At 71.8% G+C, this 24,743-nt stretch carries 22 protein-coding genes and 1 tRNA gene; 15 read left to right on the top strand and 8 right to left on the bottom strand.

Annotated features, from left to right (window positions below; genetic code table 11):
* Positions 1-6 precede the first annotated feature (6 nt).
* The 5 genes from OB08_RS14990 to OB08_RS14970 all read left to right on the top strand — a co-directional run bounded on the left by OB08_RS14990 (position 7) and on the right by OB08_RS14970 (position 5,793).
* Positions 7-915 (top strand): hypothetical protein, encoded by a 909-nt coding sequence (locus tag OB08_RS14990; RefSeq protein WP_461476103.1) that lies wholly within the window; start codon positions 7-9, stop codon positions 913-915.
* A 107-nt stretch (positions 916-1,022) separates the two neighbouring features.
* Complete coding sequence (locus OB08_RS14985; protein WP_461476101.1) at positions 1,023-2,744, top strand: S8 family peptidase; 1,722 nt, start codon at positions 1,023-1,025, stop codon at positions 2,742-2,744.
* A gap of 40 nt (positions 2,745-2,784) precedes the next feature.
* The gene (locus OB08_RS14980) at positions 2,785-4,053 is read left to right on the top strand and encodes an alpha/beta fold hydrolase (RefSeq protein WP_461476099.1); all 1,269 of its coding nucleotides are present in this window, start codon (positions 2,785-2,787) and stop codon (positions 4,051-4,053) included.
* A gap of 27 nt (positions 4,054-4,080) precedes the next feature.
* The gene (locus tag OB08_RS14975; RefSeq protein ID WP_461476097.1) at positions 4,081-4,365 is read left to right on the top strand and encodes a hypothetical protein; all 285 of its coding nucleotides are present in this window, start codon (positions 4,081-4,083) and stop codon (positions 4,363-4,365) included.
* A gap of 48 nt (positions 4,366-4,413) precedes the next feature.
* A complete protein-coding gene (locus OB08_RS14970) occupies positions 4,414-5,793 on the top strand; it encodes a maltokinase N-terminal cap-like domain-containing protein (RefSeq protein ID WP_461476095.1) in 1,380 nt (459 codons plus the stop codon).
* A 1-nt stretch (position 5,794) separates the two neighbouring features.
* On the opposite strand, the gene OB08_RS14965 is transcribed toward OB08_RS14970, so the two are convergent.
* Positions 5,795-7,084, bottom strand: coding sequence for a CDP-glycerol glycerophosphotransferase family protein (locus tag OB08_RS14965; RefSeq protein WP_461476093.1), 1,290 nt, complete (start codon positions 7,082-7,084; stop codon positions 5,795-5,797).
* A 109-nt stretch (positions 7,085-7,193) separates the two neighbouring features.
* Here OB08_RS14965 and OB08_RS14960 point away from each other — a divergent pair, with 109 nt between their 5' ends.
* Positions 7,194-8,219, top strand: a complete 1,026-nt coding sequence (locus OB08_RS14960) for a glycosyltransferase (protein WP_461476091.1) — start codon at positions 7,194-7,196, stop codon at positions 8,217-8,219.
* 45 nt (positions 8,220-8,264) lie between these two features.
* On the opposite strand, the gene OB08_RS14955 is transcribed toward OB08_RS14960, so the two are convergent.
* From OB08_RS14955 to OB08_RS14945, 3 genes are all read right to left on the bottom strand, one after another.
* Positions 8,265-9,713, bottom strand: a complete 1,449-nt coding sequence (locus OB08_RS14955; protein WP_461476089.1) for a CDP-glycerol glycerophosphotransferase family protein — start codon at positions 9,711-9,713, stop codon at positions 8,265-8,267.
* The gene (locus OB08_RS14950; RefSeq protein WP_461476087.1) at positions 9,710-10,987 is read right to left on the bottom strand and encodes a CDP-glycerol glycerophosphotransferase family protein; all 1,278 of its coding nucleotides are present in this window, start codon (positions 10,985-10,987) and stop codon (positions 9,710-9,712) included. The genes OB08_RS14955 and OB08_RS14950 overlap by 4 nt, the downstream gene beginning before the upstream one ends.
* 68 nt (positions 10,988-11,055) lie before the next feature.
* The gene (locus tag OB08_RS14945; RefSeq protein ID WP_461476085.1) at positions 11,056-12,672 is read right to left on the bottom strand and encodes a S1C family serine protease; all 1,617 of its coding nucleotides are present in this window, start codon (positions 12,670-12,672) and stop codon (positions 11,056-11,058) included.
* Between the two features lie 119 nt (positions 12,673-12,791).
* Here OB08_RS14945 and OB08_RS14940 point away from each other — a divergent pair, with 119 nt between their 5' ends.
* Positions 12,792-13,991: an aminotransferase class I/II-fold pyridoxal phosphate-dependent enzyme gene (locus tag OB08_RS14940; RefSeq protein ID WP_461476083.1), complete on the top strand. Its 1,200-nt coding sequence runs from the start codon at positions 12,792-12,794 to the stop codon at positions 13,989-13,991.
* A 19-nt stretch (positions 13,992-14,010) separates the two neighbouring features.
* On the opposite strand, the gene OB08_RS14935 is transcribed toward OB08_RS14940, so the two are convergent.
* Both OB08_RS14935 and OB08_RS14930 read right to left on the bottom strand, forming a co-directional pair.
* On the bottom strand, positions 14,011-14,826 hold the full coding sequence (locus OB08_RS14935) for a carbon-nitrogen hydrolase family protein (RefSeq protein WP_461476082.1): 816 nt from the start codon (positions 14,824-14,826) through the stop codon (positions 14,011-14,013).
* Positions 14,823-15,347, bottom strand: coding sequence for a DUF6328 family protein (locus OB08_RS14930; RefSeq protein ID WP_461476080.1), 525 nt, complete (start codon positions 15,345-15,347; stop codon positions 14,823-14,825). Before OB08_RS14930 ends, OB08_RS14935 begins: the two co-directional genes overlap by 4 nt.
* Positions 15,348-15,441: 94 nt before the next feature.
* Here OB08_RS14930 and OB08_RS14925 point away from each other — a divergent pair.
* Positions 15,442-15,515 (top strand) — tRNA-Met (locus OB08_RS14925).
* 68 nt (positions 15,516-15,583) lie between these two features.
* On the opposite strand, the gene OB08_RS14920 is transcribed toward OB08_RS14925, so the two are convergent.
* Positions 15,584-16,063, bottom strand: coding sequence for a MarR family winged helix-turn-helix transcriptional regulator (locus OB08_RS14920; protein WP_461476078.1), 480 nt, complete (start codon positions 16,061-16,063; stop codon positions 15,584-15,586).
* Positions 16,064-16,134: 71 nt separating this feature from the next.
* On the opposite strand from OB08_RS14920, the gene idi reads away from it, so the two are divergent.
* Genes idi through OB08_RS14885 form a run of 7 tightly spaced genes read left to right on the top strand, consistent with a single transcriptional unit; the run spans position 16,135 to position 21,767 of the window.
* Positions 16,135-16,686: an isopentenyl-diphosphate Delta-isomerase gene (gene idi, locus OB08_RS14915; protein ID WP_461476076.1), complete on the top strand. Its 552-nt coding sequence runs from the start codon at positions 16,135-16,137 to the stop codon at positions 16,684-16,686.
* On the top strand, positions 16,683-17,738 hold the full coding sequence (locus tag OB08_RS14910) for a polyprenyl synthetase family protein (protein WP_461476074.1): 1,056 nt from the start codon (positions 16,683-16,685) through the stop codon (positions 17,736-17,738). Before idi ends, OB08_RS14910 begins: the two co-directional genes overlap by 4 nt.
* Positions 17,735-18,628 carry a phytoene/squalene synthase family protein gene (locus OB08_RS14905; protein WP_461476072.1) on the top strand — a complete coding sequence of 298 codons (894 nt, stop codon included), beginning with the start codon at positions 17,735-17,737 and terminating at the stop codon, positions 18,626-18,628. The genes OB08_RS14910 and OB08_RS14905 overlap by 4 nt, the downstream gene beginning before the upstream one ends.
* Complete coding sequence (crtI, locus tag OB08_RS14900) at positions 18,625-20,196, top strand: phytoene desaturase family protein (protein ID WP_461476070.1); 1,572 nt, start codon at positions 18,625-18,627, stop codon at positions 20,194-20,196. The genes OB08_RS14905 and crtI overlap by 4 nt, the downstream gene beginning before the upstream one ends.
* Position 20,197: 1 nt before the next feature.
* Positions 20,198-20,560: a lycopene cyclase domain-containing protein gene (locus tag OB08_RS14895; RefSeq protein WP_461476068.1), complete on the top strand. Its 363-nt coding sequence runs from the start codon at positions 20,198-20,200 to the stop codon at positions 20,558-20,560.
* Positions 20,557-20,877 carry a lycopene cyclase domain-containing protein gene (locus tag OB08_RS14890; protein WP_461476066.1) on the top strand — a complete coding sequence of 107 codons (321 nt, stop codon included), beginning with the start codon at positions 20,557-20,559 and terminating at the stop codon, positions 20,875-20,877. The genes OB08_RS14895 and OB08_RS14890 overlap by 4 nt, the downstream gene beginning before the upstream one ends.
* On the top strand, positions 20,874-21,767 hold the full coding sequence (locus OB08_RS14885; RefSeq protein ID WP_461476064.1) for a prenyltransferase: 894 nt from the start codon (positions 20,874-20,876) through the stop codon (positions 21,765-21,767). The genes OB08_RS14890 and OB08_RS14885 overlap by 4 nt, the downstream gene beginning before the upstream one ends.
* Before the next feature lie 66 nt (positions 21,768-21,833).
* Here OB08_RS14885 and OB08_RS14880 read toward each other — a convergent pair whose 3' ends face one another.
* On the bottom strand, positions 21,834-24,734 hold the full coding sequence (locus OB08_RS14880) for a UPF0182 family membrane protein (protein ID WP_461476062.1): 2,901 nt from the start codon (positions 24,732-24,734) through the stop codon (positions 21,834-21,836).
* Between the last annotated feature and the right edge of the window lie 9 nt (positions 24,735-24,743).

Raw genomic sequence — 24,743 nt, 5'->3', positions numbered from 1 at the left:
GGCCCGATGGCCGACAAGGTGCACCGCATCCACTCCCTGCCCACGGATTCGCCGTGGCAGGGCGGGCTGCCGCCCGCAGGTTCCGACGAGCACCCCCGCACCATCCGCGCCCTCGACCGTGTGCTGGCGATCCAGCGTCCGGTCGTGCTCGCGCACCTGCGCAGCATCCGTCTGCGCCATCCGGATGCCTCGACGGCCGACATCGTGCGGATCCTCGAGCGGCGCTACCTCACCGCCGTCACGACCGGCGGCGCGGCCGTGGGCGCGACCGCCGTGGTCCCGGGCATCGGGACGGGTGTCACGCTGGCGCTGAGCGGGGTCGAGACCGTGGCGTTCCTCGAGGCCACCGCGCTCTTCGCCCAATCGGTGACCGAGGTGCACGGCATCCCGGTCGCCGACCCCGACCGCGCACGGGCGCTCGTGCTGACGCTCATGCTCGGCAAGGAGGGGGTCGACCTGGTGTCGCAGCTCGCCGGCCAGGCGATGGGCAAGGGGCCGACGCGCGACCGGTACTGGGGCGAGCTCGTCACCAAGACGATCCCCCGCGCCGCGATGGGGCCGCTGGTGGATCGGCTCAAGACGTCGTTCATCCACCAGTTCGCCGCCCGCGGCGGGGCGTCGTGGATCGGTAAGGCACTCCCGTTCGGCGTGGGCGCCGTCATCGGCGGAGCCGGGAACAACATCCTCGGACGCCGCGTGCTCGTCAACTCGCGCCGTGCCTTCGGCCTGCCGCCGGCGATCCTGCCGCCCGAGCTCGAGCCGCGGCCGGGCGCGATGCGCCTGGAGCGCGCCGCGAGCCGCACGATCCGGCATGCCGGCGAGGCGATCGTCAAGGGCGCGAAGAAGCTCCGGCCCGCAGCGCGTCGCGCGCTGCCCGCGGGAGCCGACGACGCCGACGACCTCGGCGACGACTGAACCCCTCCGCACGTACGCCTGTATCAGGCATCCGCTCACCGCCCTCGATCTGGTGAACACGTCCCGCGCGGGAGTACTCTCGCCGCGGGGAGAGAGGGTGAGGGGCAATGGCGTCCGCTGAAGATCGTCAGCACCTTCCGAAGGAGTTCCGCGCGGTCGAGCCGGAGCCGGACCTCGTGCCGGACGCGCCGAAGCCGATGCCGCAGGGCGAGAAGGGCCCGTCGCGCTCCCGTGCGAAGAAAGGGCCCGCGCCGACCTCGGAGCCCTCCGCAGGACCCCCTTCCGAGTCCTCCCCCGAGCCGCCGCAGGGCGCCACCGCGCCGCCCGCCTTCTCGCTTCCCGACATGCCGACGACGGTGTCGCTGGTCACCGACTCCGTCGTCACGCGGCCCCTCGCCGAGCGCATGGCGTCGGCCGCCGCCGACGAGCCGATCGGCGTCGTCATCGAGCTGCGCACAGACAGCGGCATCCCCCTCGACGACGCGGTCGCGGAGCTGCTCGGGCTCGTGCGGATCGCCGCGGCGGGGAGGGATGCCTCGGCCTGGCGCACCGGCAGCTACGTCATGGCCGCTCTGACCTCTGCCGAGATCCACGCCCTCGTGCGCATCGACGCCGACAAGGGCTCGAGTCCCCGCTCGAACCGGCAGGAGGCCAAGACTGCGCCGCGCAGCTTCATCAACCGCGTGTGGCCGAACTTCGAGGTGCGGGCGACGATCCACCGGTCGGTCATCACCACGAAGGCCGACGCCGCCGTGCGCTCGTTCGACGCGACCGGCGACGGCATCGTATGGGCGGTCCTCGACACCGGGATCGACGCGAAGCACGCGCACTTCCGCACCTACGACACCCTCGGGCTGCCCGAGGGGCTGCGGCCGCGCAGCTTCGTGCCGGGCACGACCGACGCCGCCGCCCTCCAGGATCCGAACGGCCACGGCACGCACGTCGCGGGAATCATCGCCGGAGGGCAGACCGCGACGCCGCGAGGCAGGAAGATCGCGGCGGCGACCTGGTACCGCACGGCGGAGGGCGCCACGGGCGTGGAGCGGGTCGCGCTCGACCGCATCAGCGGGACGGCGCCGGAGGCGAAGATCCTGCCGATCAAGGTGCTCCGCGACGACCGCACCGGCGACCTCGCCTCGCTGCTCGAGGCGCTCGAGTACATCCAGGAGCTCAACCGCTGGGGCCGCGAGCTCAACGTCCACGGCGTGAACCTGTCGCTCGGCTACCCGTTCGACCCATCCTGGTTCGCCACGGGCCTGTCCCCGGTCTGCCGGGAGGTCGACCGGCTCGTCGCCAACGGCGTATGCGTCGTCGTCTCGGCGGGCAACACGGGCTACGGCGCGGCGCGCGACACGTCGGGACGCGAGATGCGGCTCGGGTTCGGCATGACCATCAACGATCCCGGCAACGCCGCGCGCGCGATCACGGTCGGCTCCACCTCGCTCAAGCCCTACTCGACCGGCGTCTCGTACTTCTCGTCGAAGGGTCCGACGGGCGACGGCCGGCTCAAGCCCGACCTCGTCGCTCCCGGCGAGCGCGTCGTGAGCGCCGGTGCCGGCGAGCTGCTGGCGAAGGCGCGCGCGAACGTGCGGCTGAAGGCCGGCGAGAAGGCATCCGACATCACCTATGTCGAGGACTCGGGCACATCGATGTCGGCGCCGCACGTCTCGGGCGTGGCCGCCGCGTTCCTGTCGGTGCACCGCGAGTTCATCGGCAAGCCGGACGAGGTCAAGCGGGTGCTGATGGATTCCGCGAGCGACCTCGGCCGCGAGCGCACGTTCCAGGGCCGCGGCCTCGTGGACGCGATGCGCGCGATCCAGAGCGTGTAACCCGCCCCGTGAGGGCACGAGAAGACAGACCGGAGGCATCATGAAGCTGCCGTACGCCGACGTGGAGTTCGACGACAAGGGCGCACTCGTCCATCCCGAGCAGGTCGAGGAGGTCGAGAAGCTGCTCGCCGACAGGCGGCCGACCGACGTGATCGTCGTGTCGCACGGCTGGAACACCACCGCGGGGCAGGCCCGCGAGCTCTACGACCGCCTCGTCGACTCGATCGTCGCCGTCCGCCCGCGCGTGGCCGGCGCCGGAGACCGGCGCTTCACGGTCGTGGGGGTGGTGTGGCCGTCGATCCAGTGGGCGCCGGACGAGAACTCCGGTGCGGGCGCCTCTGTCGGCGGCGACGTGGCGGCGCTCGAAGCCGAGATCGGTCAGCGCATCGAGGACCCGGCGGTGCGGGCGAAGCTCACCGCGCTCGCACCGCGGCTCGAGTCCTCCTCCGACGCGCAGGAGGAGTTCGTGGCCGCGCTGCGCACCACGCTGCCCCGCTCGACGAAGGGCGAGGACAAGGCCGGCTTCGACGCCCTCAAGAAGGCGCCGCCGGCCGAGGTGCTCGACGCGGCGAGAGGAGGGGGCGAGACGGATGCCGCGCCCGCGGCGGTCGGCGGAGCGGCATCGATCGATCCGGCAGGACTCGCGCCGCTCGACGACGGCGGCGGCGCCGGGTTCTTCGACAGCATCGTCGGCGCCGCGCGCAACCTCGTCAACGTGTCGACCTATTACACGATGAAGGAGCGTGCCGGCGTCGTCGGGCAGAAGGGCATCGCGCCCCTTCTCGAGCGCATCCATGCCGAGGCGAGGGGTGCGCGCCTGCACCTGGTCGGCCACTCGTTCGGCGGCAGGGCGGTCACGGCCGCCGCGCTGGCCACGTCTGCGCCCATCGCGTCCCTGTCGCTGCTGCAGGCCGCATACAGCCACTTCGGCATGGCGAAGGACTGGGACGGCTCGGGCAAGAGCGGAATGTTCGCCAAGGTGCCCGCCAAGGTGTCGGGCCCGATCATCGTCACGCACACCCGCAACGACAAGGCCGTCGGGATGGCGTACCCGGTCGCCTCGCGCCTCGCGCGCCAGATCGGCGTGGCCCTCGGCGATGCCGACGACCCGTACGGCGGCATCGGGCGCAACGGCGCCCTCAAGACCCCGGGCGGCGTGGCGGCGACGCTCCTCGACGTCGGCGGCACCTACGATTTCAGCGCTCACGACGTGTGGTCGCTGAACGCGGACGCGTTCGTCTCGGGCCACTCCGACGTCACCGGCAGGCAGGTGGCGTACGCCGTGCTGTCGGCGATCGTGAGCGCCTGACAGCGCCGCGGCGCGCACAATGGTCGTATGGGACTGTTCATACAACGACCCGAGCAGAACGAGGAGTGGGCGGGACTGCCGTCCGAGCCCGCGCGTGCGGAGACCGAGGCGGAGCGCCTGGCCGAGGCGGCTCCGATGGTCGACGCGCTGGGACTGGACGGCTTCGGCAGCACGGCCGGCGGGGCGGTCGAATCCATCGTGATCCCGGTGACGCGCACGGTCGAGGTCGCGCAGCCCGCGGTCACCGACGGCGACGGCGACGACGCTGAGGGCGACGACGACACCGACGAACACGCCGACACCGACGCCTGACGCGGCGCTGCTGGCCCCGCGCCCGCCGTCGGGCCTACGCTCGGAGCCATGGACAGCACTCTGGCGTGCCTGGCGGCGTGGATGCCGCGGCAGCGGTGGTACGCCGCGAAGGGACGCCTGCCGAGCCTGAGGCTCGTCTCATGGTGGGATCTCGAGCCCGCAGCCGCCGAGGACGCCGGCGCGCGCATCCGCACGTTCCTCGTCGCCGACGAGGGGGCGTTCCCCACGGTGCTCTATCAGCTCCCGGTCGTCTCGCGCGCGACCGAGACGGTCGACGCCCCGCCCGATCACCTCATCGGCAGCCCTGAGCCGGGCACCACATTCATCGACGGCCCGTTCGACCCCGCGTACGCCCGGGCCCTCATCAGGCTGGTCACGCTGGGCGGCACCGGCAGCGGTCCGCGCACGGTCGCGACCGGCCATCCGGGCGGCGACGTCCCCGCCGACGAGCCCCGCAGCGCGAGCGTCGTGACCGGCGAGCAGTCCAACACATCGCTCATCTACCGCAGCAGCGGCATGCCGATCATCTGCAAGGTGTACCGGCAGCTGCACGCGGGGCTCAACCCCGACATCGAGCTGCCGACCGCACTCGCCGAGTCCGGCTCCGTCCACGTGCCCCGCGCGGTCGGCTGGGTGGAGGGCGCATGGCCGGATCCGGCGACCGCGCAGGGCACCGTCACCGGATCGCTCGCCTCCGCGCAGGAGTTCCTTCCCGATGTCGAGGACGCGTGGCGCGTGGCGCTGCGCGCCGCGGCACGCGCGGAGGACTTCCGCGGACCGGCACGCGCGCTGGGCGCGTCGACGGCCGAGGTGCACGTGTCGCTGGCGGAGCTGTTCCCCACCCGCGAGACGCTGCCCGCGGACCGCGAGGCGACGGCGGCGTCCTGGCGGCGACGGCTCACGATCGCGATCGCCGAGGTGCCCGAGATCGCCGAGCGCCGCGAGGCGATCGAGGCGGTCTACGAGCGCGCCGCCGGAGAGCCGTGGCCCGCGCACCAGCGGATCCACGGCGACTACCACCTCGGTCAGGTGCTGCACGTGCCGCGTCGCGGGTGGGTGCTGCTCGACTTCGAAGGAGAGCCGTTGCGTCCGATGGTCGAGCGCACGCGCGCGGACCTCGCGCTGCGCGACGTCGCGGGGATGCTCCGCTCCTTCGACTACGTCGCCGGCTCCATCCGCCTGGACGATCCCGACCGCTCCCCCGAGGCTGCGCGCGAGTGGGCGCGCGCTGCGCGAGATGCGTTCCTCGAGGGGTACGCCCTCGCCTCCGGCGCGGATCTCGACCACGACAGCGCGCTCCTCGCGGCGCTCGAGCTCGACAAGGCCGTGTACGAGGCGATCTACGAGGCCCGCAACCGACCCACGTGGGTCACGATCCCGCTGCGCGCCATCGCCCGGCTCGTCGAGCGCCCGGCGCCGGTCGGCTGACTCAGCCCTCGACCGCGTCGTCGAGCTCGGCCTCGTCGGGATCGGGCTCGTCGTCGTCGGCCTCCTCGACCGATCGCGCGTACCAAAGGTCCCACTCCTCCATGAGGTGCCGGACGGCGCCGTGGAAGCGCTCGGTCGCAGCACCCGGCGACGCGTCGCCGAAGTAGTGGCGCACCCACTGCTCGAGCCGCTCGACGGCGTCGGGGTCGGCGAGCACGCGCTCGGTCTCGGCGACGATCGACGGCGCGGCCGAGGCATCCAGCCATTCGCATGCCGACAGGTAGCCGTGCGTGTCGATCGCGGCGGCGGGGTCGGCGGGGCGCGTGATCATGAGCGGCCGATCGGCGGCCAGCCTGTCGTAGACCATCGCCGAGATGTCGACGATCGCCACATCGGCCGCGGAGAGCTGCCACCCGAGGTCGGGACCGTCGTCGTAGACGTGGCGGGCGGACGGGTCAGCGGCGTTCGCCGCCGCGATCGCGGCGACGATGCGGCGATTGGCCGCGCCGTACTCGGGGTCGACGACGCCGGAGCGCGGGTGCGGACGATAGATGAGGCGATGCCGGCCCGTCGCGAGCAGGGCCGACGCGAGCGCCTCACCGTGCGTGATGACCGATCCGTAGTGGGCCGAGGGCCGATCGCCCTCCCACGTCGGGGCGTACAGCACGACGGTGCGCTCGTCGGGCGTGTAGGGCAGGGTGCCCGAGTAGTGGTCGGCCTGCGGGCGCCCGATGGCGATCGTGCGGCGCTCGATGTCGTAGTCCCACAGCACCCGTGACAGGCGCTCGCGCGCCGCGTCGCCCGCGATCAGCGCGTAGTCGTACGCCTTGTACTGGTTCGTGGTCATGTACATCTTGTCGGACTCGCCGTGGTTGATGAACACGTGCCAGCGCCGGCCGTACCGGAACATCTGGAAGTTGCGGGTGTTCTGGTTCACGTAGAGCACGACGCGGATGTCCTGCCTCGCGATGAACCGCTCGAGATCGCGCACGGTGGGCACGAAGGCCACCGGCGGGGAGTCCTCGGCGAGCAGCGCCTGAGCGCCCGTGGCCGCACGGCTCAGCACGACGACGGGCCAGATCTTCGACAGCTCGGCGAGCGGCTTGTACCACTGCCGCATCTGGTACATGTTCACCGCGCCGTCGGCGAAGTACACCGCGACGCGGTAGTGGAATCGCGGATGCTGCGGCCGTGACGCCAGGGTGCGGCGAACGTCCTTCACAGCCGACCGGCTGCGCACCGCCTTGCGGACGAGCGCCACCGCCTTCTTCGCATCCGAGACCAGACCCACGCTCCCAGCCTACCCAGGCGACACGTGACATGATCGACCCGTGCAGGTCGAGCAGCGTGGGCGCAGGGACGCTCCAGAGGTCCCACCCCGCGCCGGAGTGACCTACGTCATGCCCGTGCTCAATGAGCGCGCGTACCTCCGCCGCGCGGTCGAGACGGTGCTCGCGCAGGATGCCGAAGGCCCCGCCGAGCTGATCCTGGCCCTCGCGCCCTCCACCGACGGCACGACCGCGCTGGCGCGGGAGCTCGCGGCGGCCGACGAGCGCATAGTGCTCGTCGACAACCCCGCCGCCGACATCCCGGTCGGGCTCAACCGCGCGATCGCGGCCGGCCGCTACCCCACCATCGTGCGCGTCGACGCCCACTCCGAGCTCGAGCCCGATTACGCCCGGCGTGCGCTCGCCACCCTGGACCGCGTGCGTGCCGCGAACGTCGGCGGCGTGATGCGGGCCGACGGACGCACGCCGTTCCAGCGCGCGGTCGCCCGCGCGTACAACTCCCCGATCGGACTCGGCGGCGGCGCCTACCACGGGGGCACCCAGGAGGGTGAGGCCGAGTCGGCGTACCTGGGCGTCCTGCGGCGCGCGGTGCTCGACGAGGTCGGTCTCTTCGACGAGTCGATCCGCCGCGGCGAGGACTGGGAACTCAACCTCCGCATCCGGCGTGCGGGGTATCGCGTATGGTTCGATCCGACGCTGTCGGTGACGTACTGGCCTCGCGAGAGCTGGTCGCGCCTCGTCCGGCAGTTCTCGGCGACGGGGCGCTGGCGCGGAGAGCTCGTCCGCCGCTTCGGGCGCGGCAATTCGCTGCGGTTCTTCGCGCCGCCGCTGCTCGTCGTCGCGATCCTGCTCGCCGTCGTCATCGGCGTGCTGCAGGCGACGGGCGTGCTCTCGGGGTGGTGGGCGGTCGCGGCATCCGTCGCCTATCTGCCCGTCGTCGCCTATGCGGCCCTCATCGTCGTCGTGGCACTCGGCCCCGGCGGCGGCCGGGGGTGGCGCGACAAACTGTGGACGCTCGCGGTGCTGCCCACGATGCACTTGTCGTGGGGCTGGGGGTTCCTCGTGGGCGTGCTGCGGGGCGCCCACGACACCGTCGACACGTCGCGGCTCGGCTCGCGCAACACCCCGCTGCCCTGACACCGGCGCGAGAACGCGATGTGCGTCACGGCCCGGGCGCGCGGATCAGTCGGCGTCGACGAGCCCCTGATCGATGATGCGAGACACGACGCGCTCCGCCGCGTGGCCGTCGTCACGCGCGTTGAACTTCTCGCGCCACTGCGCATACCGGCCGGCGTGCTCGCCGGTGTCGGAGGAGAGAGCGGCCACCAGGTCGTCCTGCGTGCGGACCACCGGGCCCGGCGCGTGCGCGGCGAGGTCGAAGTAGAACCCCCGCAGCTCGCCCCGGTAGTGCTCCATGTCGGGGACGAGGAAGTACATCGGCTTGCCGGTGACCGAGAAGTCGAACATGACCGACGAGTAGTCGGTGATGAGCGCATCGGCCGCGAGGAGGAGCAGCGAGGTGTCGGGGAAGCCCGTGACGTCGATCACGCGCGGGCCCTCGGCGTCGCGACCGGGCAGAAGCGTCCGTGAGTGGCCCCGCACCAGCACGACGGCGTCAGCGGCCTCGGCGAGCGCCGCCGGATCGACGAAGTCGACGATCTCGTCGCGGTCGTCGCGCCAGGTGGGCGCGTACAGCAGCACGCGCTCGTCGTCACGGATGCCGAGCGCGGCGCGGGTGACCGCGCCGTCGCCGTCGACGAGCACGTCGTTGCGCGGATAGCCCTCCACCCAGACGGGCCGCGACAGGAACGCGTACGCCTTGCCGAGGATCCGCGCGGCGTAGGGGTTCTGCGCGAGGAGCACGTTCCAGCGCCGCGACTCCCGGACCACGGCGGCCACGCGCCGCGGGTCGAAGCCCGGCCGGTGCAGGGCGAGCCGCTTGAGGGGTGTGCCGTGCCACGTCTGCAGCACGACCTGTCCGGCGCGCCGCGAGTACCGACGGCGCAGCCAGTCGTTGACGACGAGGAGGCGCGCCGAGCCGCGTGCCCGCCACCACTCGGGGCTGCCCTCGACGATCGGGATCGCCCCCTCGGGCACGGCGACCGAGAGGTCGACGACGCTCCAGTAGCGCGTTACGCCCGGGGCACGGCGCGCGAGTTCGCGGTCGATCGCGAGCGGGTTGCAGCTGGCGTTGCGCCCGTAGAAGCTCTCGAAGAAGACGGCGTTCTCGAGCCTGGCGCCGCGGTGGGCGTAACGCCGCTCGAGGGCGTCCTGACCCTCGCCGGAGTCGTAGGCCGGGTCGACGGGGGGCCCGATGCGCAGCGTCCATCCGTCGAGCTGCGCGCGGACGGTGCCCAGCTGCGTCAGCGCGAGGGGCGACGGATCGGCCGCAGGTGCGTCGTCCGCGCCCGTCACGGCGACCTGGTAGACCCCGGTCGGGAGCGGCAGCGCCGGACCGCCCCAGCGGGATGCCCGCAGCGGCAGGACCGCGCGCCACGTCTTGCCGCGCCCCGTGAGCGTCGCGCTCACGCGGGCGCGAGGCCCGACGAGCTCGACCGCCGTCGGTCGCGGCCCGTCGCCGGTGAGGGTGAGGGCCGGTCCGCCGTCGGTCGTGAAGCGGGCGTCGGTCATTCGGGTCCTTTCCTCGGCCGGGCGTCGTCGCCGACCCCGGCCAGGATCGCACGGTACACCCTTCGGGCGCTGCCGCCGTCGTCGAACGTGTGGACGCGCGCGCTGAGAAGCCGTGCGCGATCGAGTCGGCGCTCGCGTTCGCCGTCGTCGGTGAGCGTCGCCTCGAGCTGCGAGAGCACGCCGCTCCAGTCCGTCGCCCAGTCGTCGCCTGCGACGTCGGCGTAGCGCCCGTAGAACCCGCGGCGCTGCGCGTACTCCTCGACGTCGGGCGCGAAGAACACCACCGGCAGCGGGACCAGCGACGAGTCGAACGCCAGCGAGGAGTAGTCGGTGACGAGGACGTCCACCCCCGCGAGCAGCGGCGTCACATCCGGGGCGAGATCGCTGCCGAGTGCTCGCACCCGGTCGGTCCCGCCGGGCGGCAGGTACTCGCCCGCGCCCAGAGGGTGCGATCGCACCAGCAGGACGACGTCGAGGCGCTCGAGCGTCTCGGCGATGCGCTCCCACTCCCCGGGCGTCGGCACCGCGGGATCCTCCGCGCCGTCGCGCCACGTCGGCGCGTACAGCACCGCGCGCGCATCCGCGCCGATACGGCCGGCCAGGCGCTCGAGCTCCGCCCGGGCGGCGGTGCGCCGCTCGTCCGCGGCGCCGGCGGAGAGCACGTCGACGCGCGGCTCGCCGGTCACCGGGACGCGCGAGTCGGGCAGGGCGAAGGCCGACTCGAGCCGGCCGCGCACGAGATGGGATGCCGCGGGCAGCAGCGCGATGCGACGAGCCGCGCCGCGGAACATGGCCCCCAGCAGGGCCCGGGCCGGGGCGGCGAGGCCCAGCCGCGCGACCGCCCGCGGAACCCGGAGGGTCACGGGCGAGTCGAGGCCGATGCGCTTGAGCGGGATGCCGTGCCACAGCTGCACGATGTAGGCGCCCGAGACGGCGTAGCGGTTGACGTCGCCGAACCCGTGCGTGACCACGACGATCCGCGCGCGCGCCGTGCGCCACAGGCCGCGCGGCGAGGACTTGCGCGCGGTGGGGATGCCGCGGGCCGCGGCATCCGTCGCCTCACGCTCGGATCCGACGAGCCAGACCGCCTTGCAGCCGTCTGCCGCGGCGACCTGCCACAGGGCGAGCGCCCCGTCGCCGATGCCCGCACCGCAGCCGAAGACCCACTCGTCACGGGACCGCGGCACGAGGAGGGTGAGCATGCGCCCGGCGGCATACAGCGGGAGGGCTGCGAGCTTTCGCGCATTTCCCGCGCCGAACGAGAAGGACGCCACCCCGCGAGCCTATCGTCCCGCTTCGCGGGAGTGCTCTCGTGGGGTGGCGTCCTGCGCCGTGCGGCGCGTTACTGCTCGAGGGTCCCGAGCGTGACGTCGACCGTCTTGGTCTCGCCGTCGCGGACGAACGTGACCGTCGCCTCGCTGCCTGCGGCGGCGGCGCGGACCTGGGCGGTCAGGTCGACCGAGTCCGTGACCGGAACGCCGTTGAAGGCGGTGACGACGTCGCCCTTCTGCAGGCCCGCCTCGGCGGCGGCACCGCCCGAGACGGCCTCCTGGATGTAGGCGCCCGTGATGGTCGAGTCTTCGACCTGAGCGGCCGAGACAACGTTGGCGCCGAGCAGGCCGTGGCTCGCCTCGCCGTTCTCGATGATCTCGTCGGTGATGCGCTGGACGATGTCGGACGGGATCGAGAAGCCGACGCCGATCGAGCCGGAGCCGTCGGACGAGCCGCCCGCCGTCGCGATGGCGACGTTGATGCCGATGAGCTTGCCTTCGGAGTCGACGAGCGCGCCGCCGGAGTTGCCGGGGTTGATCGCGGCGTCGGTCTGGATCACGGCGATCTTGATCGACTCGCTGGGCGTCTGCTGCGCCTGGCCCTGGCCGAAGTCGAACTGGAACGGGCTGCCCTGCTCGCCCTCCGGCTCGCCTTCGCCCTCGCCCTGGTCGCCGCCGGCGTCGCCGCCTTCGGGCGCGGCCGACGAGGCGATCTCGATCGAGCGGTTGAGTGCGCTGACGATGCCGGTCGTGACGGTGTTGGCGAGGCCGAGGGGCGCGCCGACGGCGATCGTCGCGTCACCGACGTTGAGCTCGGACGAGGCGGCGAACTCGATGGGGGTCAGGTCTTCGGCGCCCTCGAGCTTGATGACGGCGAGGTCGTACGTGGGGTCGGTCCCGACGACCTCGGCGTCGAAGACGCGTCCGTCGGAGGTGGTGACGCGGATCGTCGCGTCGCCGGTCGCGCCGTCGAGGGTCACGACGTGCGTGTTGGTGACGACGTAGCCGTCCTCGGAGAGCACCACACCCGAACCTGTGCCGCTGCCGCCGTCGCCGGTGGCGGCGATCGTCACCACGCTCGGGACGGTCTTGGCCGCGATGGCGGTCGTCTGGTTGACGGCGTCGGTGTCGTTGACGGTCACCGTCGCGGGGCCGGCGGCGGGGACGACGCTCGCCGGGGGGAAGAGCTGCGCACCCGCGAACGACGTGCCGATTCCGGCCGCACCGCCCACGAGCGCCGCGGCGACGATGATGCCCGCGATCTTGCCCGCGCCGGACTTCTTCTTGGGTGCTCGGGGAGCCGCGCCCTGCGCGAGCGCGACGGTCGGCTGCGTGCCGGTGGCCGCCTGCCCGAAGGAGGCGCCCTGCTGCTGACCGGCGTACGCCTGCGGGTAGGCGGCGGGCTGGCCGGCGTAGCCCTGCGGGCGGGCGTAGGCCTGCTGATGGGCCGGGTACCCGGCGGGAGGGACGGGCTGCGCGGATGCCTGCTGCGCCGCGTGCCATGCGGCGGTCGTCGGCACGGCGGGCTGCTGCGGCGCGGGATGCTGCGCCGCGACGGGCTGCTGCGGCGCGGGCTGCGCAGGCGCGGCGGGGGTGGTCTCGGCCGAGGGCGCGACGGCGGGCGTGGTGTCGCCGGCCGCGTCGGCGGGGGTCTGGTCTGCGGGGGCGTTGCCCTGGTCGTCGCTCATGATTGCTCCTTCTGGTGCCAAGCACTCACCACATTGCCCACCCATGCTGTGCGTTTCTTATGCCGCCGATGGGATCCGTCTATGCAATCGTCCTGAGCGGGTCGAGTACCGTGAGTCCGATGCGACACATCCCCGGAGCATGGCACCGCACGGCGGCGGGCGCAGGGCTCGTGGGTTCCGACGGGACCATCCACCCCACCATCTTCGCCGAGATGTCGGCACTCGCGGCCGAAACCGGGGCGATCAATCTCGGGCAGGGCTTCCCCGACGAGGACGGTCCGGCCGAGGTGCTCGAGGCTGCACGCGAGGCGATCGCCCGCGGCGTCAACCAGTACCCGCCGGGTCGCGGCATCCCGGATCTGCTCTCGGCCGTCGCGGAGCACCAACGGCGGTTCTACGGGATCTCCCTCGACCCGGGCACCGAGGTGCTGGTCACGGCCGGGGCGACCGAAGCGATCGCGGCGGCTCTGCTCGCCCTCGTCGACGGGCCCGACGACGAGATCGTCGTGTTCGAGCCGTTCTACGACTCCTACGCCGCGATCGTGGCCCTGAGCGGGGCGCGGCTCGTGACCGTGCCGCTGCGCTGGCCGGACTTCCAGCCCGATCTCGGCGAGCTGCGTCGCGCCGTGGGCGACCGTACGCGGGCGATCCTCGTGAACGACCCGCACAATCCCACCGGCGCCGTGTTCACCGCCGAGGTGCGCGACGAGATCGTGCGCCTCGCGGAGCGTCACGATGCGATCATCGTCACCGACGAGGTCTACGAGCACCTCGTGTTCGACGGACCCCACGTTCCCATCGCCACCCTGCCGGGCGCGCGGGAGCGCACGCTCACGATCTCGTCGGGCGGAAAGACCTTCTCGACGACGGGCTGGAAGATCGGGTGGATCACCGGGCCGGCCGCCCTCGTGTCGGCCGTGCTCGCGGTGAAGCAGTTCCTGACGTACGTGAACGGAAGCGCGTTCCAGCCCGCGATGGCGACCGGCCTGCGCCTCGGCGACGCGTTCTTCGAGGGGATCGCCGAGCGCCTGCGGGCCAAGCGGGATCTGCTCGGCCGCGGTCTGCTCGCCGCCGGCTTCGAGGTCTCGATGCCCGCCGGCTCGTACTTCACCGTCGCCGACGCCCGCGCCCTCGGAGCGTCCGACGCCTCGGCGTTCTGCCGTGAGCTCCCCTCGCGCGCCGGCGTGGTCGCCATCCCGCTCACCGCCTTCACGACGTCCGAGCACCGATCCGACTACGCCACCCTGGTGCGGTTCGCGGCCTGCAAGCGGGTCGAGGTGCTCGAGGAGGCGGCATCCCGCCTCTCGCGCGCCCACTGAGGTCGCGGCCCGGCGCCGCTCAGTCCTCCCGCGGGACGACGCCGAACCGCCGAAGCCGCAGCGAGGGATTCACCCTCCTCACGCGCTGGACGGCTGAGGGGTCGAGATGCGCGACCGCCACATCGGTCGCGGTGCCGACAGCGGCGAGTTCCACACCCTGCGGGTCGACGATCATGGAGCACCCCACGCCCAGCGGCGGCGGGTGATCGGCGGCCGCCACGAACACGGTGTTCTCGATGGCGCGCGCATGGAGGAGGGTCCGCCAGTGGTGCTCTTTGAGAGGTCCGCGCACCCACTCGGCCGGCACCACGAAGACGTCCGCGCCGGCGTCCACCAGCCGCCTGGCGACTTCGGGGAAGCGGAGGTCGTAGCAGGTCATGAGCCCGAATCGCAGGCCGTCCAGGTCGAAGGTCTCGGGGACCGTGATCTCTCCCGGCTCGACCCAGTCCGACTCCCGCTGCCCGAACGCGTCGTAGAGGTGCAGCTTGCGGTAGGTCGAGAGCAGGCCCGATCCGTTCACGGCGACCACCGCGTTTCGCACGCGAGCGGGGTCGTGCGCCTTCTCGAGCAGGCCCGCGACGATGTGCACGTCGTGCTGCGCGGCGAGCGCCGTCAGGGCATTCACGAACGCGCCGTCCGCTTCCTGCGCGTTCTCCGCAAGGGACGCGTCGAACGGGTCGACGAAGTAGCTCGAGTACTCCGGGAACACCACGAGCCGTGCGCCGCGGGCGGATGCCGCCGCCGTCAACTGCGCGATCGAGGCGAGGTTGGCGTCGGTGTCGGCGGTCGGGGCGAACTGCGCGACGCCGATGCCGATCGCGTCCGCGGCGCTCATCGCGTCGTCCCGGATTGAAGGCGGGCGCGGATGATCGCGGGCGCGATCAGCCACAGCACCACGATCAGGGTGCCGAGGACGCCGAGCGCCCACCACGCGGCCGACGTGCCGACGACGACATCGAACACGAACGCGACCACGCCCACCACGAGGACCGACACGGTGAAGAGCGCGGTGATGAGCGCGGCATGCCCGTACGAGACGACCTCCGCCTTGGCCCGCTGCTGGAACAGCACGCGGTGCAGCGCGACCGGTGCGAGTGCGATGATCGCGCTCAGCGCCGACATCACGACCAGGGTGAGGTAGATCGCGCGCTGGCCCTCGGTGAGGTCTGCGAACGCGGGCTGGAAGGCGAGGGCGAGGAGGAAGCCGGTGAGGATCTGCGTGCCGGTCTGGAGGACGCGCAGCTCCTGCAGCACCTCGTTCCAGTTGCGGTCGGCGCGCTCCGTGGGCGTCTCGTCGCGACCGTCGTCGCGGTCGTCGCGGTCGTCGCGAGGGTGCTGGTCGCGGGGCGTCGGCATGCGTTCATCCTCGCCCTCCGGCCCTGCGCGGAGCAAGCGAAGGCACCCCGCGTCGCGACCCGCTCGAAAACCGTGCTAGGCTAACTTCTTGTGCCGCGGGGTGGAGCAGCTCGGTAGCTCGCTGGGCTCATAACCCAGAGGTCGCAGGTTCAAATCCTGTCCCCGCAACAGAAAAGAGAAGGGCCCTCCGATTCGGAGGGCCCTTCTCGCTTTCCGGATCGATGCGCCGCGAAGGCTCACTCCTCGATGAGCACGTCGCCCATCTCGTCCAGGAATCGCGCGATGACCTGGAGTTCTTCGTCGCTGTAGCGCATCGCCACCCCGCGCATCGACTGCAGCCGCTCCCCGAAGTGCCGGAAGAACGTGCGACGCGACTCGTCGGTGAGGACGATGACGCGCGCCCGCCGATCGCTCGGGTGCGGCCGCCGTTCGACGTGCCCGGAGGCCGTGAGGCGGTCGAGCAGCTTCGTCGTCGAGGCCGTCGTGATCTTCAGATGCGACGCCACATCGTGGGGGCTGACCGACTCACCGCGCTGCTCGCGCATGATCAGCATCCGAAGCGCCGAGAGGTCGGACGCGTTCATCTCCATGTCGTCCTTCATGCCGCCGTGCATGCGGTCCATGGCGTCGCTGAAGGCGCGGACCGCCTGCAGCACCTGCAGCACGGCCCGGTCATGCGCCGTCTGCGGCGCCCATGGCTGGACCAATGTGGACACTCCCTACGTACCCTTGTATCATCGGAGCCACCAGATCGCTAGCTAAACTAGCGAAATAGAAGGAGGATCCCATGACCGATGCTGACCACGTGGTTCTCCTCGATGACGAGGGCCAGGCGATCGGCACGGCCCCGAAGAGCAGTGTGCACGGCACCGACACCGCTCTCCACCTGGCCTTCTCCTGCCACGTTGTGAACGAGAACGGAGAGGTGCTCGTCACGCGGCGGGCGCTCGACAAGAAGACCTGGCCAGGAGTGTGGAGCAACTCCTTCTGCGGGCATCCCAAGCCGGCCGAGCCCGTGCTCACCGCCGTGCACCGGCGCGCCGAGTTCGAGCTCGGGATCACTCTCACCGAGATCGAGCTCGCCCTCCCCCTCTTCCGCTACCGCGCAACCGACGCGAACGGCATCGTCGAGCACGAGGTGTGCCCCGTGTACACGGCGCTGACCTCCGACGAGCCGGTGCTCAACCCGCTCGAGGTCGTCGATGCCCGCTGGGTCGACCCCGCCGAGCTCGCGGCGTCGCTGCAGACGACGCCCTGGGCCTTCAGCCCCTGGCTGGTCCTCCAGGCAGAGCAGCTGCACCTCTTCGACACCGTCTCGCAGCGACTCCGCGCGTCATGATCTCCGTTCCCGCCGACCCGGCCATCGACGCCGCGATCGAGGCATCCGTCGCCCGCATCACGGCGCGCGCGAGCGCGCTCGGTCCTCGGTTCGGTGCGCTGGGCGAGGCGCTCTCCCGTGCAGCGCAGGGCGGCAAGCGATTCCGGCCCGCGCTCGTCGCCGCATCGTTCCGCGCCTTCGGCGGCGACCCGTCATCCGCGCCGGGCCTGTACCCGGTGGCCGCGGCGTTCGAGCTGCTGCACACGGCGTTCGTCGTGCACGACGACGTCATCGACCACGACATCGAGCGGCGCGGCATCCCGAATGTGGCGGGCGAGTTCCGGCAGCGGGCTGAGGCGCAGGGAGCGGATGCCGCCGGCGCGGCCCTCCTCGGGGACGCGGCCGCCATCCTCGCGGGCGACCTGCTGCTGCACGAGTCGCTGCGGCTCATCGCGTTCGCCGACGTCGATCCGGTCGCCCACGAGCAGCTGCACGCCCTCGTCGACGACGCCGTATACGTCTCCGCCGCCGGCGAGCTCGCCGACGTCGAGAACAGCGTCGTCGCGGCCGATGCGACCACCGAGGACCTCTTCGACGCCGCTTTCAACAAGACGGCGGTCTACTCGTTCCAGGCGCCTCTGCTCGCCGGGGCGGTGCTGGCGGGCGCACCCGACCGCGCGCGTCGCCTCCTCGAGTCCGCCGGCGGCCGGCTGGGCCTCGCCTTCCAGCTCGTCGACGACCTCATCGGCGCCTTCGGCTCGGCCGAGCAGGCCGGCAGGGAGTCGGGCGGCGACCTGCGCGAGTCCAAGCGCACCCCGCTCGTCGCCCTCGCACGGCAGACCTCGACCCGCGCGCGGGTCGACGAGACGCTGGCGGTCGCCCACACCGGCCCGATCGCCGTGCGCGAAGCGCAGGTCGCCCTCAAGGAAAGCGGCGCGCCCGACCGGCTGCGACGCTATATCGACGAGACTCTGGAAGAGGTCCGGGCGGTCTCGCAGGAGACCGCGCTCCCCCCGGCTGCAGGACGCCTGCTGCAGGACCTCGCCGATGGCATCGAAAGGCGCATCCCGTGAGTCAGCGCACCGCCCGCCCGCGCACGGGCGCACCGACGGGTCTCGATCTGTACGACAAGACGGCGCAGGATGCCGCGGCCACGGTCATCGCGCGCTACTCCACCTCGTTCGGCCTCGCCTGCCGTCTGCTCGGAACGCGCCCGCGACCGCACGTGCGCAACATCTACGCCCTCGTGCGCGTGGCCGACGAGATCGTCGACGGCCCGGCCGAGGCCGCGGGGCTCAGCCCCGAGGCCGCCGGCCGCGTGCTCGACGAGCTGGAGAGCGAGACGCTCGCCGCTGTGGAGCGCGGCTTCAGCACCAACCTCGTGGTGCACGCCTTCTGCCGCACCGCACGCGAGTGCGGCATCGGCGAGGATCTCATCCGCCCGTTCTTCGCCTCGATGCGCACCGACCTCTCCACGCACCGCCACGACGACGCCTCTCATGACGCCTACGTCTACGGGTCGGCGGAGGTCGTGGGACTGATGTGCCTCCAGGTGTTCGTGAACGCGGGGGCGCAGCGTCCGCTCACCCCCGATCCCGCCCTCGTCGAGGGCGCGCGGCGCCTCGGCGCGGCCTTCCAGGACGTCAACTTCCTGCGCGACCTCGATCACGATGCGTCCGCACTCGGACGGGACTACCTCGGCCTCGGCGCAGGCGCCTCGACGCGCGAAGCCGTTCTCGATCGCATCGACGCAGATCTCGCCGCGGCGGCGGCCGTCGTGCCTCGGCTCCCGCCTGACTGCCGCCGCGCCGTCACCGCCGCGCACGACCTCTTCGCCGAGCTCTCGGCACGGCTGCGGGCCGCGCCGGATGCGACCGAGCGCGTCCGTGTCCCGGATGTCGTGAAGGCCCGCCTCGCCGCTCGCGCCCTGCTCGGATTCGCGCCGCGGGACGTGCGCGCGTGAGCGGCGGCGCACCGCGCCCGACGGGGCGCGCAGTCGTCGTCGGCGGCGGCATCGCCGGCCTCGCGACGGCGGCGCTCCTGGGCGCCGAGGGGTGGTCTGTCACGGTGCTGGAGGCGCGCGACGAGGTCGGCGGGCGTGCAGGCAGCTGGGAGCAGGACGGATTCCGCTTCGACACCGGCCCGAGCTGGTACCTCATGCCCGAGGTCTTCGAGCACTTCTTCCGGCTTCTCGGCACGACGGCGGAAGAGCAGCTCGACCTCGTGCCGCTCGACCCCGCGTACCGCGTGTACTCCGACCCGGGATCGGGTCGCGCGCCGCTGGACGTGCGGTCGGGGCGCGACGCCGCGACCGCCCTCTTCGAGAGCGTGGAGCCGGGTGCGGGCGCGCGGCTCGACGCCTACCTCGACTCGGCGGGCGACGCGTACGAGCTCGCCGTCACGCGCTTCCTCTACGACACGTACGAGACGACGGCCGGCCTGCGCGATCCCGCGCTCCTGCGCCGCGTCCCGCAGCTTGCACCCCTCCTGACGCGGAGCCTCGCCTCCCACGTCGAGCGGCGCTTCGACGATCCGCGGCTGCGCCAGATCCTCGGGTACCCCGCGGTCTTCCTCGGCGGCTCGCCGTATGGCGTGCCGAGCCTCTACCACCTGATGAGCCACCTCGACCTCGACGAGGGCGTGCTCTACCCCCGCGGCGGGTTCATCGAGATCATCCGCGCGATCGAGCGCCTGGCCGTGGCATCCGGAGCCGTCATCGAGACCGGCGCCCGCGTCGTCGCGATCGAGACCGCGGGCAAGAGCGCGACGGGAGTGCGGCTGGCCGACGGGCGACGCGTCTCGGCAGACCTCGTGGTGTCCGCGGCCGACCTTCACCACACGGAGACGGCGCTCGTCGAGCCCGGCCGGCAGACCTACCCCGAGTCGTGGTGGGCCAAGAAGGAGCCGAGCCCCGGCGCCCTCCTGCTCCTGCTCGGAGTCGAGGGCGAACTCCCCCAGCTCGCGCATCACACGCTCCTGTTCACCGAGGACTGGCGCTCGAACTTCGACGACATCTTCGGCGCGCACCCGCGCGTGCCCGACCCGGCCTCCCTGTACGTGTGCCGTCCGAGTGCGAGCGATCGCTCCGTGGCGCCCGCCGGACACGAGAACCTCTTCGTGCTCGTGCCCATCCCCGCCGATCCCTCGCTCGGCCGGGGCGGCACCGACGGCGACGGCGACCCGTCCGTCGAGGCGGCGGCCGACCGCGTCATCGCGCAGCTGTCGTCGTGGTGCGGCATCCCCGACCTCGCCGACCGGATCGTGGTGCGCCGCACCATCGCTCCCGGAGACTTCGCCGCCGACCTGAACGCGTGGCGCGGCAACGCTCTCGGCCTCGCGCACACACTCGGCCAGAGCGCGATGTTCCGCCCGCGCAACGCCTCGCGCAAGATCGCCGGGCTCGCCTACGCGGGCGGGTCCGCGCTGCCGGGGATCGGACTGCCGATGTGCCTGATCTCGGCCGAGCTCGTGGTCAAGCGCCTGCGGGGCGACCGCTCCCCCGGGCCCATCGCCGAACCCGTGAGGGTGTGACGTGCCGGGACTCTACCTGCTCACGATCCTCGTGTCGGCGACGGGCATCGCGCTGATCGACCGACGATGGCGCCTGGCCGCGTGGCGCGCTCCCGGCCGCACGGCAGCGGCCGTCGCGATCGGCGTCGCGTTCTTCCTCGCGTGGGACGCGGTCGGCATCGCGACGGGCGTCTTCCTCAAGGGCGACAGCGCCGCGCTCCTCGGCATCGACCTCGCGCCGCACCTCCCGCTCGAGGAGGTCTTCTTCCTCTCGTTCCTCAGTTACCTCGCCCTCGTGGTGTGGGGCGGCGCTGAGCGTCTGCTGGCGCGATCGGAGCGGACGGATGCCGCGCCCCCGCGCACTCGCGAGGGCGGACGCCCGTGACCTACACGCTGATCGTCCTGCCCTTCATCGCCGTGACCGCGATCGTCACCCTCGCCACCATCCGGCGCCCGCGCTTCGGCCGCCGCATGGCCGCCTCCGGCATCGCCGCCGCCGTGCTGGTGGTGCTCACCGCCGTCTTCGACACCGCGATGATCGCCGCCGGACTCGTCGTCTACCCGCCGGAGCACCTGAGCGGGCTGCGGATCGGGCTCGCTCCGATCGAGGACTTCTCCTACGCGGTGTGCGCGGCCTTCCTCGTGCCCGCCGTGTTCACGCTGCTCCCGGCCCGGACCGTGCGCTCCGAGGGCGAGACGTGACGGCGGCGACTCCGCTGCGGCCGGCCGCCGTGCTGCGCGAGCTGCTGGTCTCCTCGCGACCGGTGAGCTGGATCAACACCGCATACCCGTTCGCGGCGGCATATCTGCTGACGAGCCGGCAGATCGACGCGACGCTGATCGTGGGGACGCTCTTCTTCCTCGTGCCCTACAACCTCGCGATGTACGGGATCAACGACGTCTTCGACTACGAGTCGGACCTCCGCAACCCGCGCAAGGGCGGCGCGCACGGCGCCGTGCTCGACCGTCGCCTGCACAAGATCACGCTGTGGGCTGCCGGTCTCTCGTGCGCGCCGTTCGTCGTGTGGCTCCTGATCGTCGGCGATCCCCTGTCGTGGATCGTGCTCGCGGGGAGCCTCTTCTTCGTGGTGTTCTACAGCGCCCCGCCGCTGCGCCTCAAGGAGGTGCCGTTCGCCGACTCGGTCACGAGCAGCATCCACTTCCTCTCCCCCGCCGTGTACGGTCTCGTGCTCGCCGGGGCCGACTGGACCTGGCAGCTGGTCGCCGTGATCGTCGCGTTCGCGCTCTGGGGCGTCGCCTCGCACGCCTTCGGCGCGGTGCAGGACGTGGTCGCCGACCGCGAAGCGGACATCTCGTCGATCGCGACCGCACGCGGGGCCCGGTGGACCGTGCGGTTCGCCCTCGCCTGCTACGCGGCATCCGGTCTCGTGATGCTCGCGACCGCGTGGCCGGGCCCGCTTGCGGCTCTCGTCGCGGTGCCCTACCTCGTCGCGGTCTGGCCCTATCGCGACGTCACCGACGACACGGCCGTCACGGCGACCGCCGGCTGGCGACGGTTCCTGTGGCTCAATCAGCTCGCGGGGTTCCTCGTCACACTGCTGCTCATCTGGTTCTGGCTCCTGACCGCCTGAACCGCCTGGACCAGCCGAACGACGAAGGCCGGTCCCCACGCGGGGACCGGCCTTCGTCGGTGGAGTTTACGGCTCGAGCGCGCCCAGCTCGATGAGCTTCTCGACGGCGGCCGTCAGTCGCTCATCCGCCTCGGCGAACGCGGTCAGGTCGCCCGCCTGGAGCGCCTCATCGCGATCGAGCATCGCCTGCTGCGCGTCCTGCAGCGCCTCCTGGTACTCGTCGGACGGCACCGTGGGCTCTTCGGGATCGGTCGGCTCGGGCGTCGGGGTCGCACCCGGCGTCGGCTCGACGTCGTCATCACCCGCAGCCGCGCCGGAGTCGCCGCCGAACAGGGCGTCGAGCGCCTCGTTCAGGGTGTCCTCGAAGGCGATGTCGTTGCCGAACGACACGAGGACCTTCTGCAGCGTCGGCAGCTTCGTGGCGCCGGAGGACTGCACGAAGACCGGCTGCACGTAGAGCAGGCCGCCGCCGACGGGGAGCGTGAGCAGGTTGCCGTTGAGCACGTCGGACTGGCCCTGCTTGAGCAGGTTGATCTGCGACGAGACCTGCGGATCGGCGTTGAAGGTGTTCTGCACCTGTCCGGGGCCGGGCACCGTCGTGTCGGCATCGATCACCAGCATGCGCAGCTTGCCGTAGTCGGCCGCCTTCTTGCCCGCCTCGCTTCCGGCGTTGGAGTCCACGGCGAGATATCCCATGAGCACATTGCGGGCGTTGCCCGTCGTGGATGAGGGGATGAACGACGTGAACATCGAGTATGTCGGGGCGTCCTGACCCGGCATCTGCATCGTCAGGTAGTACGGCGGCTGCAGCTGCGAGTCGGCCTGCGGGTCGTTCGGCGTCTGCCAGCGGTTGTCGCTCTGGAAGAAGGACGTGGCGTCGTCGACGTGGTAGACGCCGAGCACCGTGCGCTGCACCTTGAACAGGTCGGTCGGGTACCGGACGTGGCTCATGAGCTCGGCCGACATCTCGCTGATGGGCTCGACCGTCGTCGGGTAGACGTTCTGCCACGACTTGAGGACCGGGTCCTCCGCGTCCCACGCGTAGAGCGTGACGGAGCCGTCGTACGCGTCCACCGTGGCCTTGACCGAGTTGCGGATGTAGTTGATGTCGTCGAGCGCGAAGCGCGGCGCCGGGTTCGACGAGTCGGAGATCGCCGAAGCGAGGCTCACCGTCGACGAGTACGGGTAGTTGGCGCTGAGCGTGTAGCCGTCGATGATCCAGACGATCCGACCGTCGACGACGCTCGGGTACGGGTCGCTGTCGAGGGTCAGGTAGGGCGCGACCTTCTGCACGCGCGTGAGCGGGTCGCGGTCGTAGAGGATCTGGGACTCCTCGTTGACGTAGTCCGAGAAGAGGATCTGCTCGGCCTGGAACTTGAGCGCGTAGATGAGGCGGTTGAACACGCTGCCGATGCTCGGGCCGCCGTCGCCCTCGAACGTCGTCTTCACTTCGCCGCCGCCGTCGCCGCCGGTCGGGTAGTCGAGCTCGACGGGCTCCGAGTCGGCGGGAGCGCCCACGATCGAGTACGTCGGCGAGTACTCGCCGAAGTACACGCGCGGCTGGAAGTTCTCCTGATCCGACAGGAAGCCCGCGGCGGGGATACCGCGCTCGAGGAACACGGGGTCGCCGTCACCCGTGCGGTCATTTCCCTTGGCGGCGACGAGGCCGTAGCCGTGGGTGTAGACGACGGCGGAGTTCTGCCAGTCCGCGGCGTTGCCGAGCTCTGCGAGGTCGAGCTCGCGGACCGACACGACGGTGTCCTGCGACACGCCGTCGATGTCGTAGCGGTCGACGTCGAGCGGGTCGGCGAACTGGTAGTAGCCGCGGAACTGCTCGAGCTGGCGCACGGTCGGCGAGATGATCGCCGGGTCCATGATGCGGATCTGGGCGGTCGTGGCCGCGTCTTCGCGCAACTGCCCGGCCTCGGCGTCGGTCACCGCCTGGAAGTCCTGCTTCTCGAGGGTGTCCACCCCGTACGCCTCGTGCGTCATGTCGACGTTGCGCTGGTAGTACTCGCGCTCGAGCGCGAGACGGTTGGGCTGCACCTGGAACGTGTTGACGACCCACGGGTAGCCGATGCCCAGCACGATCGCCGAGATGACGAGCAGCGCGGTCGCGATGAGGGGGTAGCGCCAACGGCCGATGATCGCCGTGATGAAGAAGAGGATCGCGACGATCACGGCGGCGAAGGCGAGGATCGTCTGGCCGGGGATGATCGCGTTCACACCGGTGTAGCCGGGGCCGGTGATGCGGTCGCCGGGCTCTACGAGCGTCTTGTAGCGGTCCAGCCAGAGGCTCGCACCCTGCACGAGCAGGTAGAGGCCGGCGATCACCGCGAGCTGGATGCGCGCGGACTTCGAGATGCGCAGCTCGCGCTGGCCGATGCGGACCGAGCCGTAGAGGTACGACACGAGCGCGGTGACGAGGAGGCACACGAGCAGCACGGCCGAGACGAACCCGATCAGTGCGCTGTAGAACGGCATCGCGAACATGTAGAAGCCGGTGTCGAGACCGAACTCGGGGTCGACGACCTCGGTGGCGACGCCGTTGAACCACAGCCAGGTGGTCTCCCACTGAGCGGATGCCGCGAACCCGGCGAAGAAGCCGAAGAAGACCGGGATGCCCCACATGGCCAGACGGCGCAGCGGCTCCACGACCTCTTGATAGCGGTCGAGCTGCGAGCTCAGACGGGCGTAGACGGGACGCAGGCGATACGCGAGCTGGATGGCCAGCCACACGGGCACCGCCATGCCGAGGAACCCGACGACGAACATGACCACGCGGGCGACCCACTGGGTGAGGAGCACCGAGTCGAACCCGAGCTGGTCGTACCAGAGGAAGTCCGCGTACAGGTTCGCGAAGGCGAAGAACGCGACAACGAGGGCCGCGATGATCGCGAGCGAGATGGCGATGATGCGTCGGGAGCGGGAGGGTGTGGCCGGGGTCGGCGCCGAGGTCGTGGTCACCGTCCCATC

Source organism: Microbacterium sp. HJ5 (assembly GCF_054824025.1).
This window is presented reverse-complemented; position numbering and strand designations above follow the sequence as displayed.

Excerpts from the sequence above, each read along its gene's own strand:
- OB08_RS14985 (WP_461476101.1), top strand. The coding sequence starts at position 1,023 with ATGGCGTCCGCTGAAGATCGTCAGCACCTTCCGAAGGAGTTCCGCGCG.
- OB08_RS14930 (WP_461476080.1), bottom strand. The coding sequence starts at position 15,347 with ATGCCGACGCCCCGCGACCAGCACCCTCGCGACGACCGCGACGACCGC.
- idi (WP_461476076.1), top strand. The coding sequence starts at position 16,135 with ATGACCGATGCTGACCACGTGGTTCTCCTCGATGACGAGGGCCAGGCG.
- OB08_RS14980 (WP_461476099.1), top strand. The coding sequence starts at position 2,785 with ATGAAGCTGCCGTACGCCGACGTGGAGTTCGACGACAAGGGCGCACTC.
- OB08_RS14940 (WP_461476083.1), top strand. The coding sequence starts at position 12,792 with ATGCGACACATCCCCGGAGCATGGCACCGCACGGCGGCGGGCGCAGGG.
- OB08_RS14970 (WP_461476095.1), top strand. The coding sequence starts at position 4,414 with ATGGACAGCACTCTGGCGTGCCTGGCGGCGTGGATGCCGCGGCAGCGG.
- OB08_RS14990 (WP_461476103.1), top strand. The coding sequence starts at position 7 with ATGGCCGACAAGGTGCACCGCATCCACTCCCTGCCCACGGATTCGCCG.
- OB08_RS14935 (WP_461476082.1), bottom strand. The coding sequence starts at position 14,826 with ATGAGCGCCGCGGACGCGATCGGCATCGGCGTCGCGCAGTTCGCCCCG.
- OB08_RS14975 (WP_461476097.1), top strand. The coding sequence starts at position 4,081 with ATGGGACTGTTCATACAACGACCCGAGCAGAACGAGGAGTGGGCGGGA.
- OB08_RS14960 (WP_461476091.1), top strand. The coding sequence starts at position 7,194 with ATGCCCGTGCTCAATGAGCGCGCGTACCTCCGCCGCGCGGTCGAGACG.
- OB08_RS14955 (WP_461476089.1), bottom strand. The coding sequence starts at position 9,713 with ATGACCGACGCCCGCTTCACGACCGACGGCGGACCGGCCCTCACCCTC.
- OB08_RS14945 (WP_461476085.1), bottom strand. The coding sequence starts at position 12,672 with ATGAGCGACGACCAGGGCAACGCCCCCGCAGACCAGACCCCCGCCGAC.
- OB08_RS14910 (WP_461476074.1), top strand. The coding sequence starts at position 16,683 with ATGATCTCCGTTCCCGCCGACCCGGCCATCGACGCCGCGATCGAGGCA.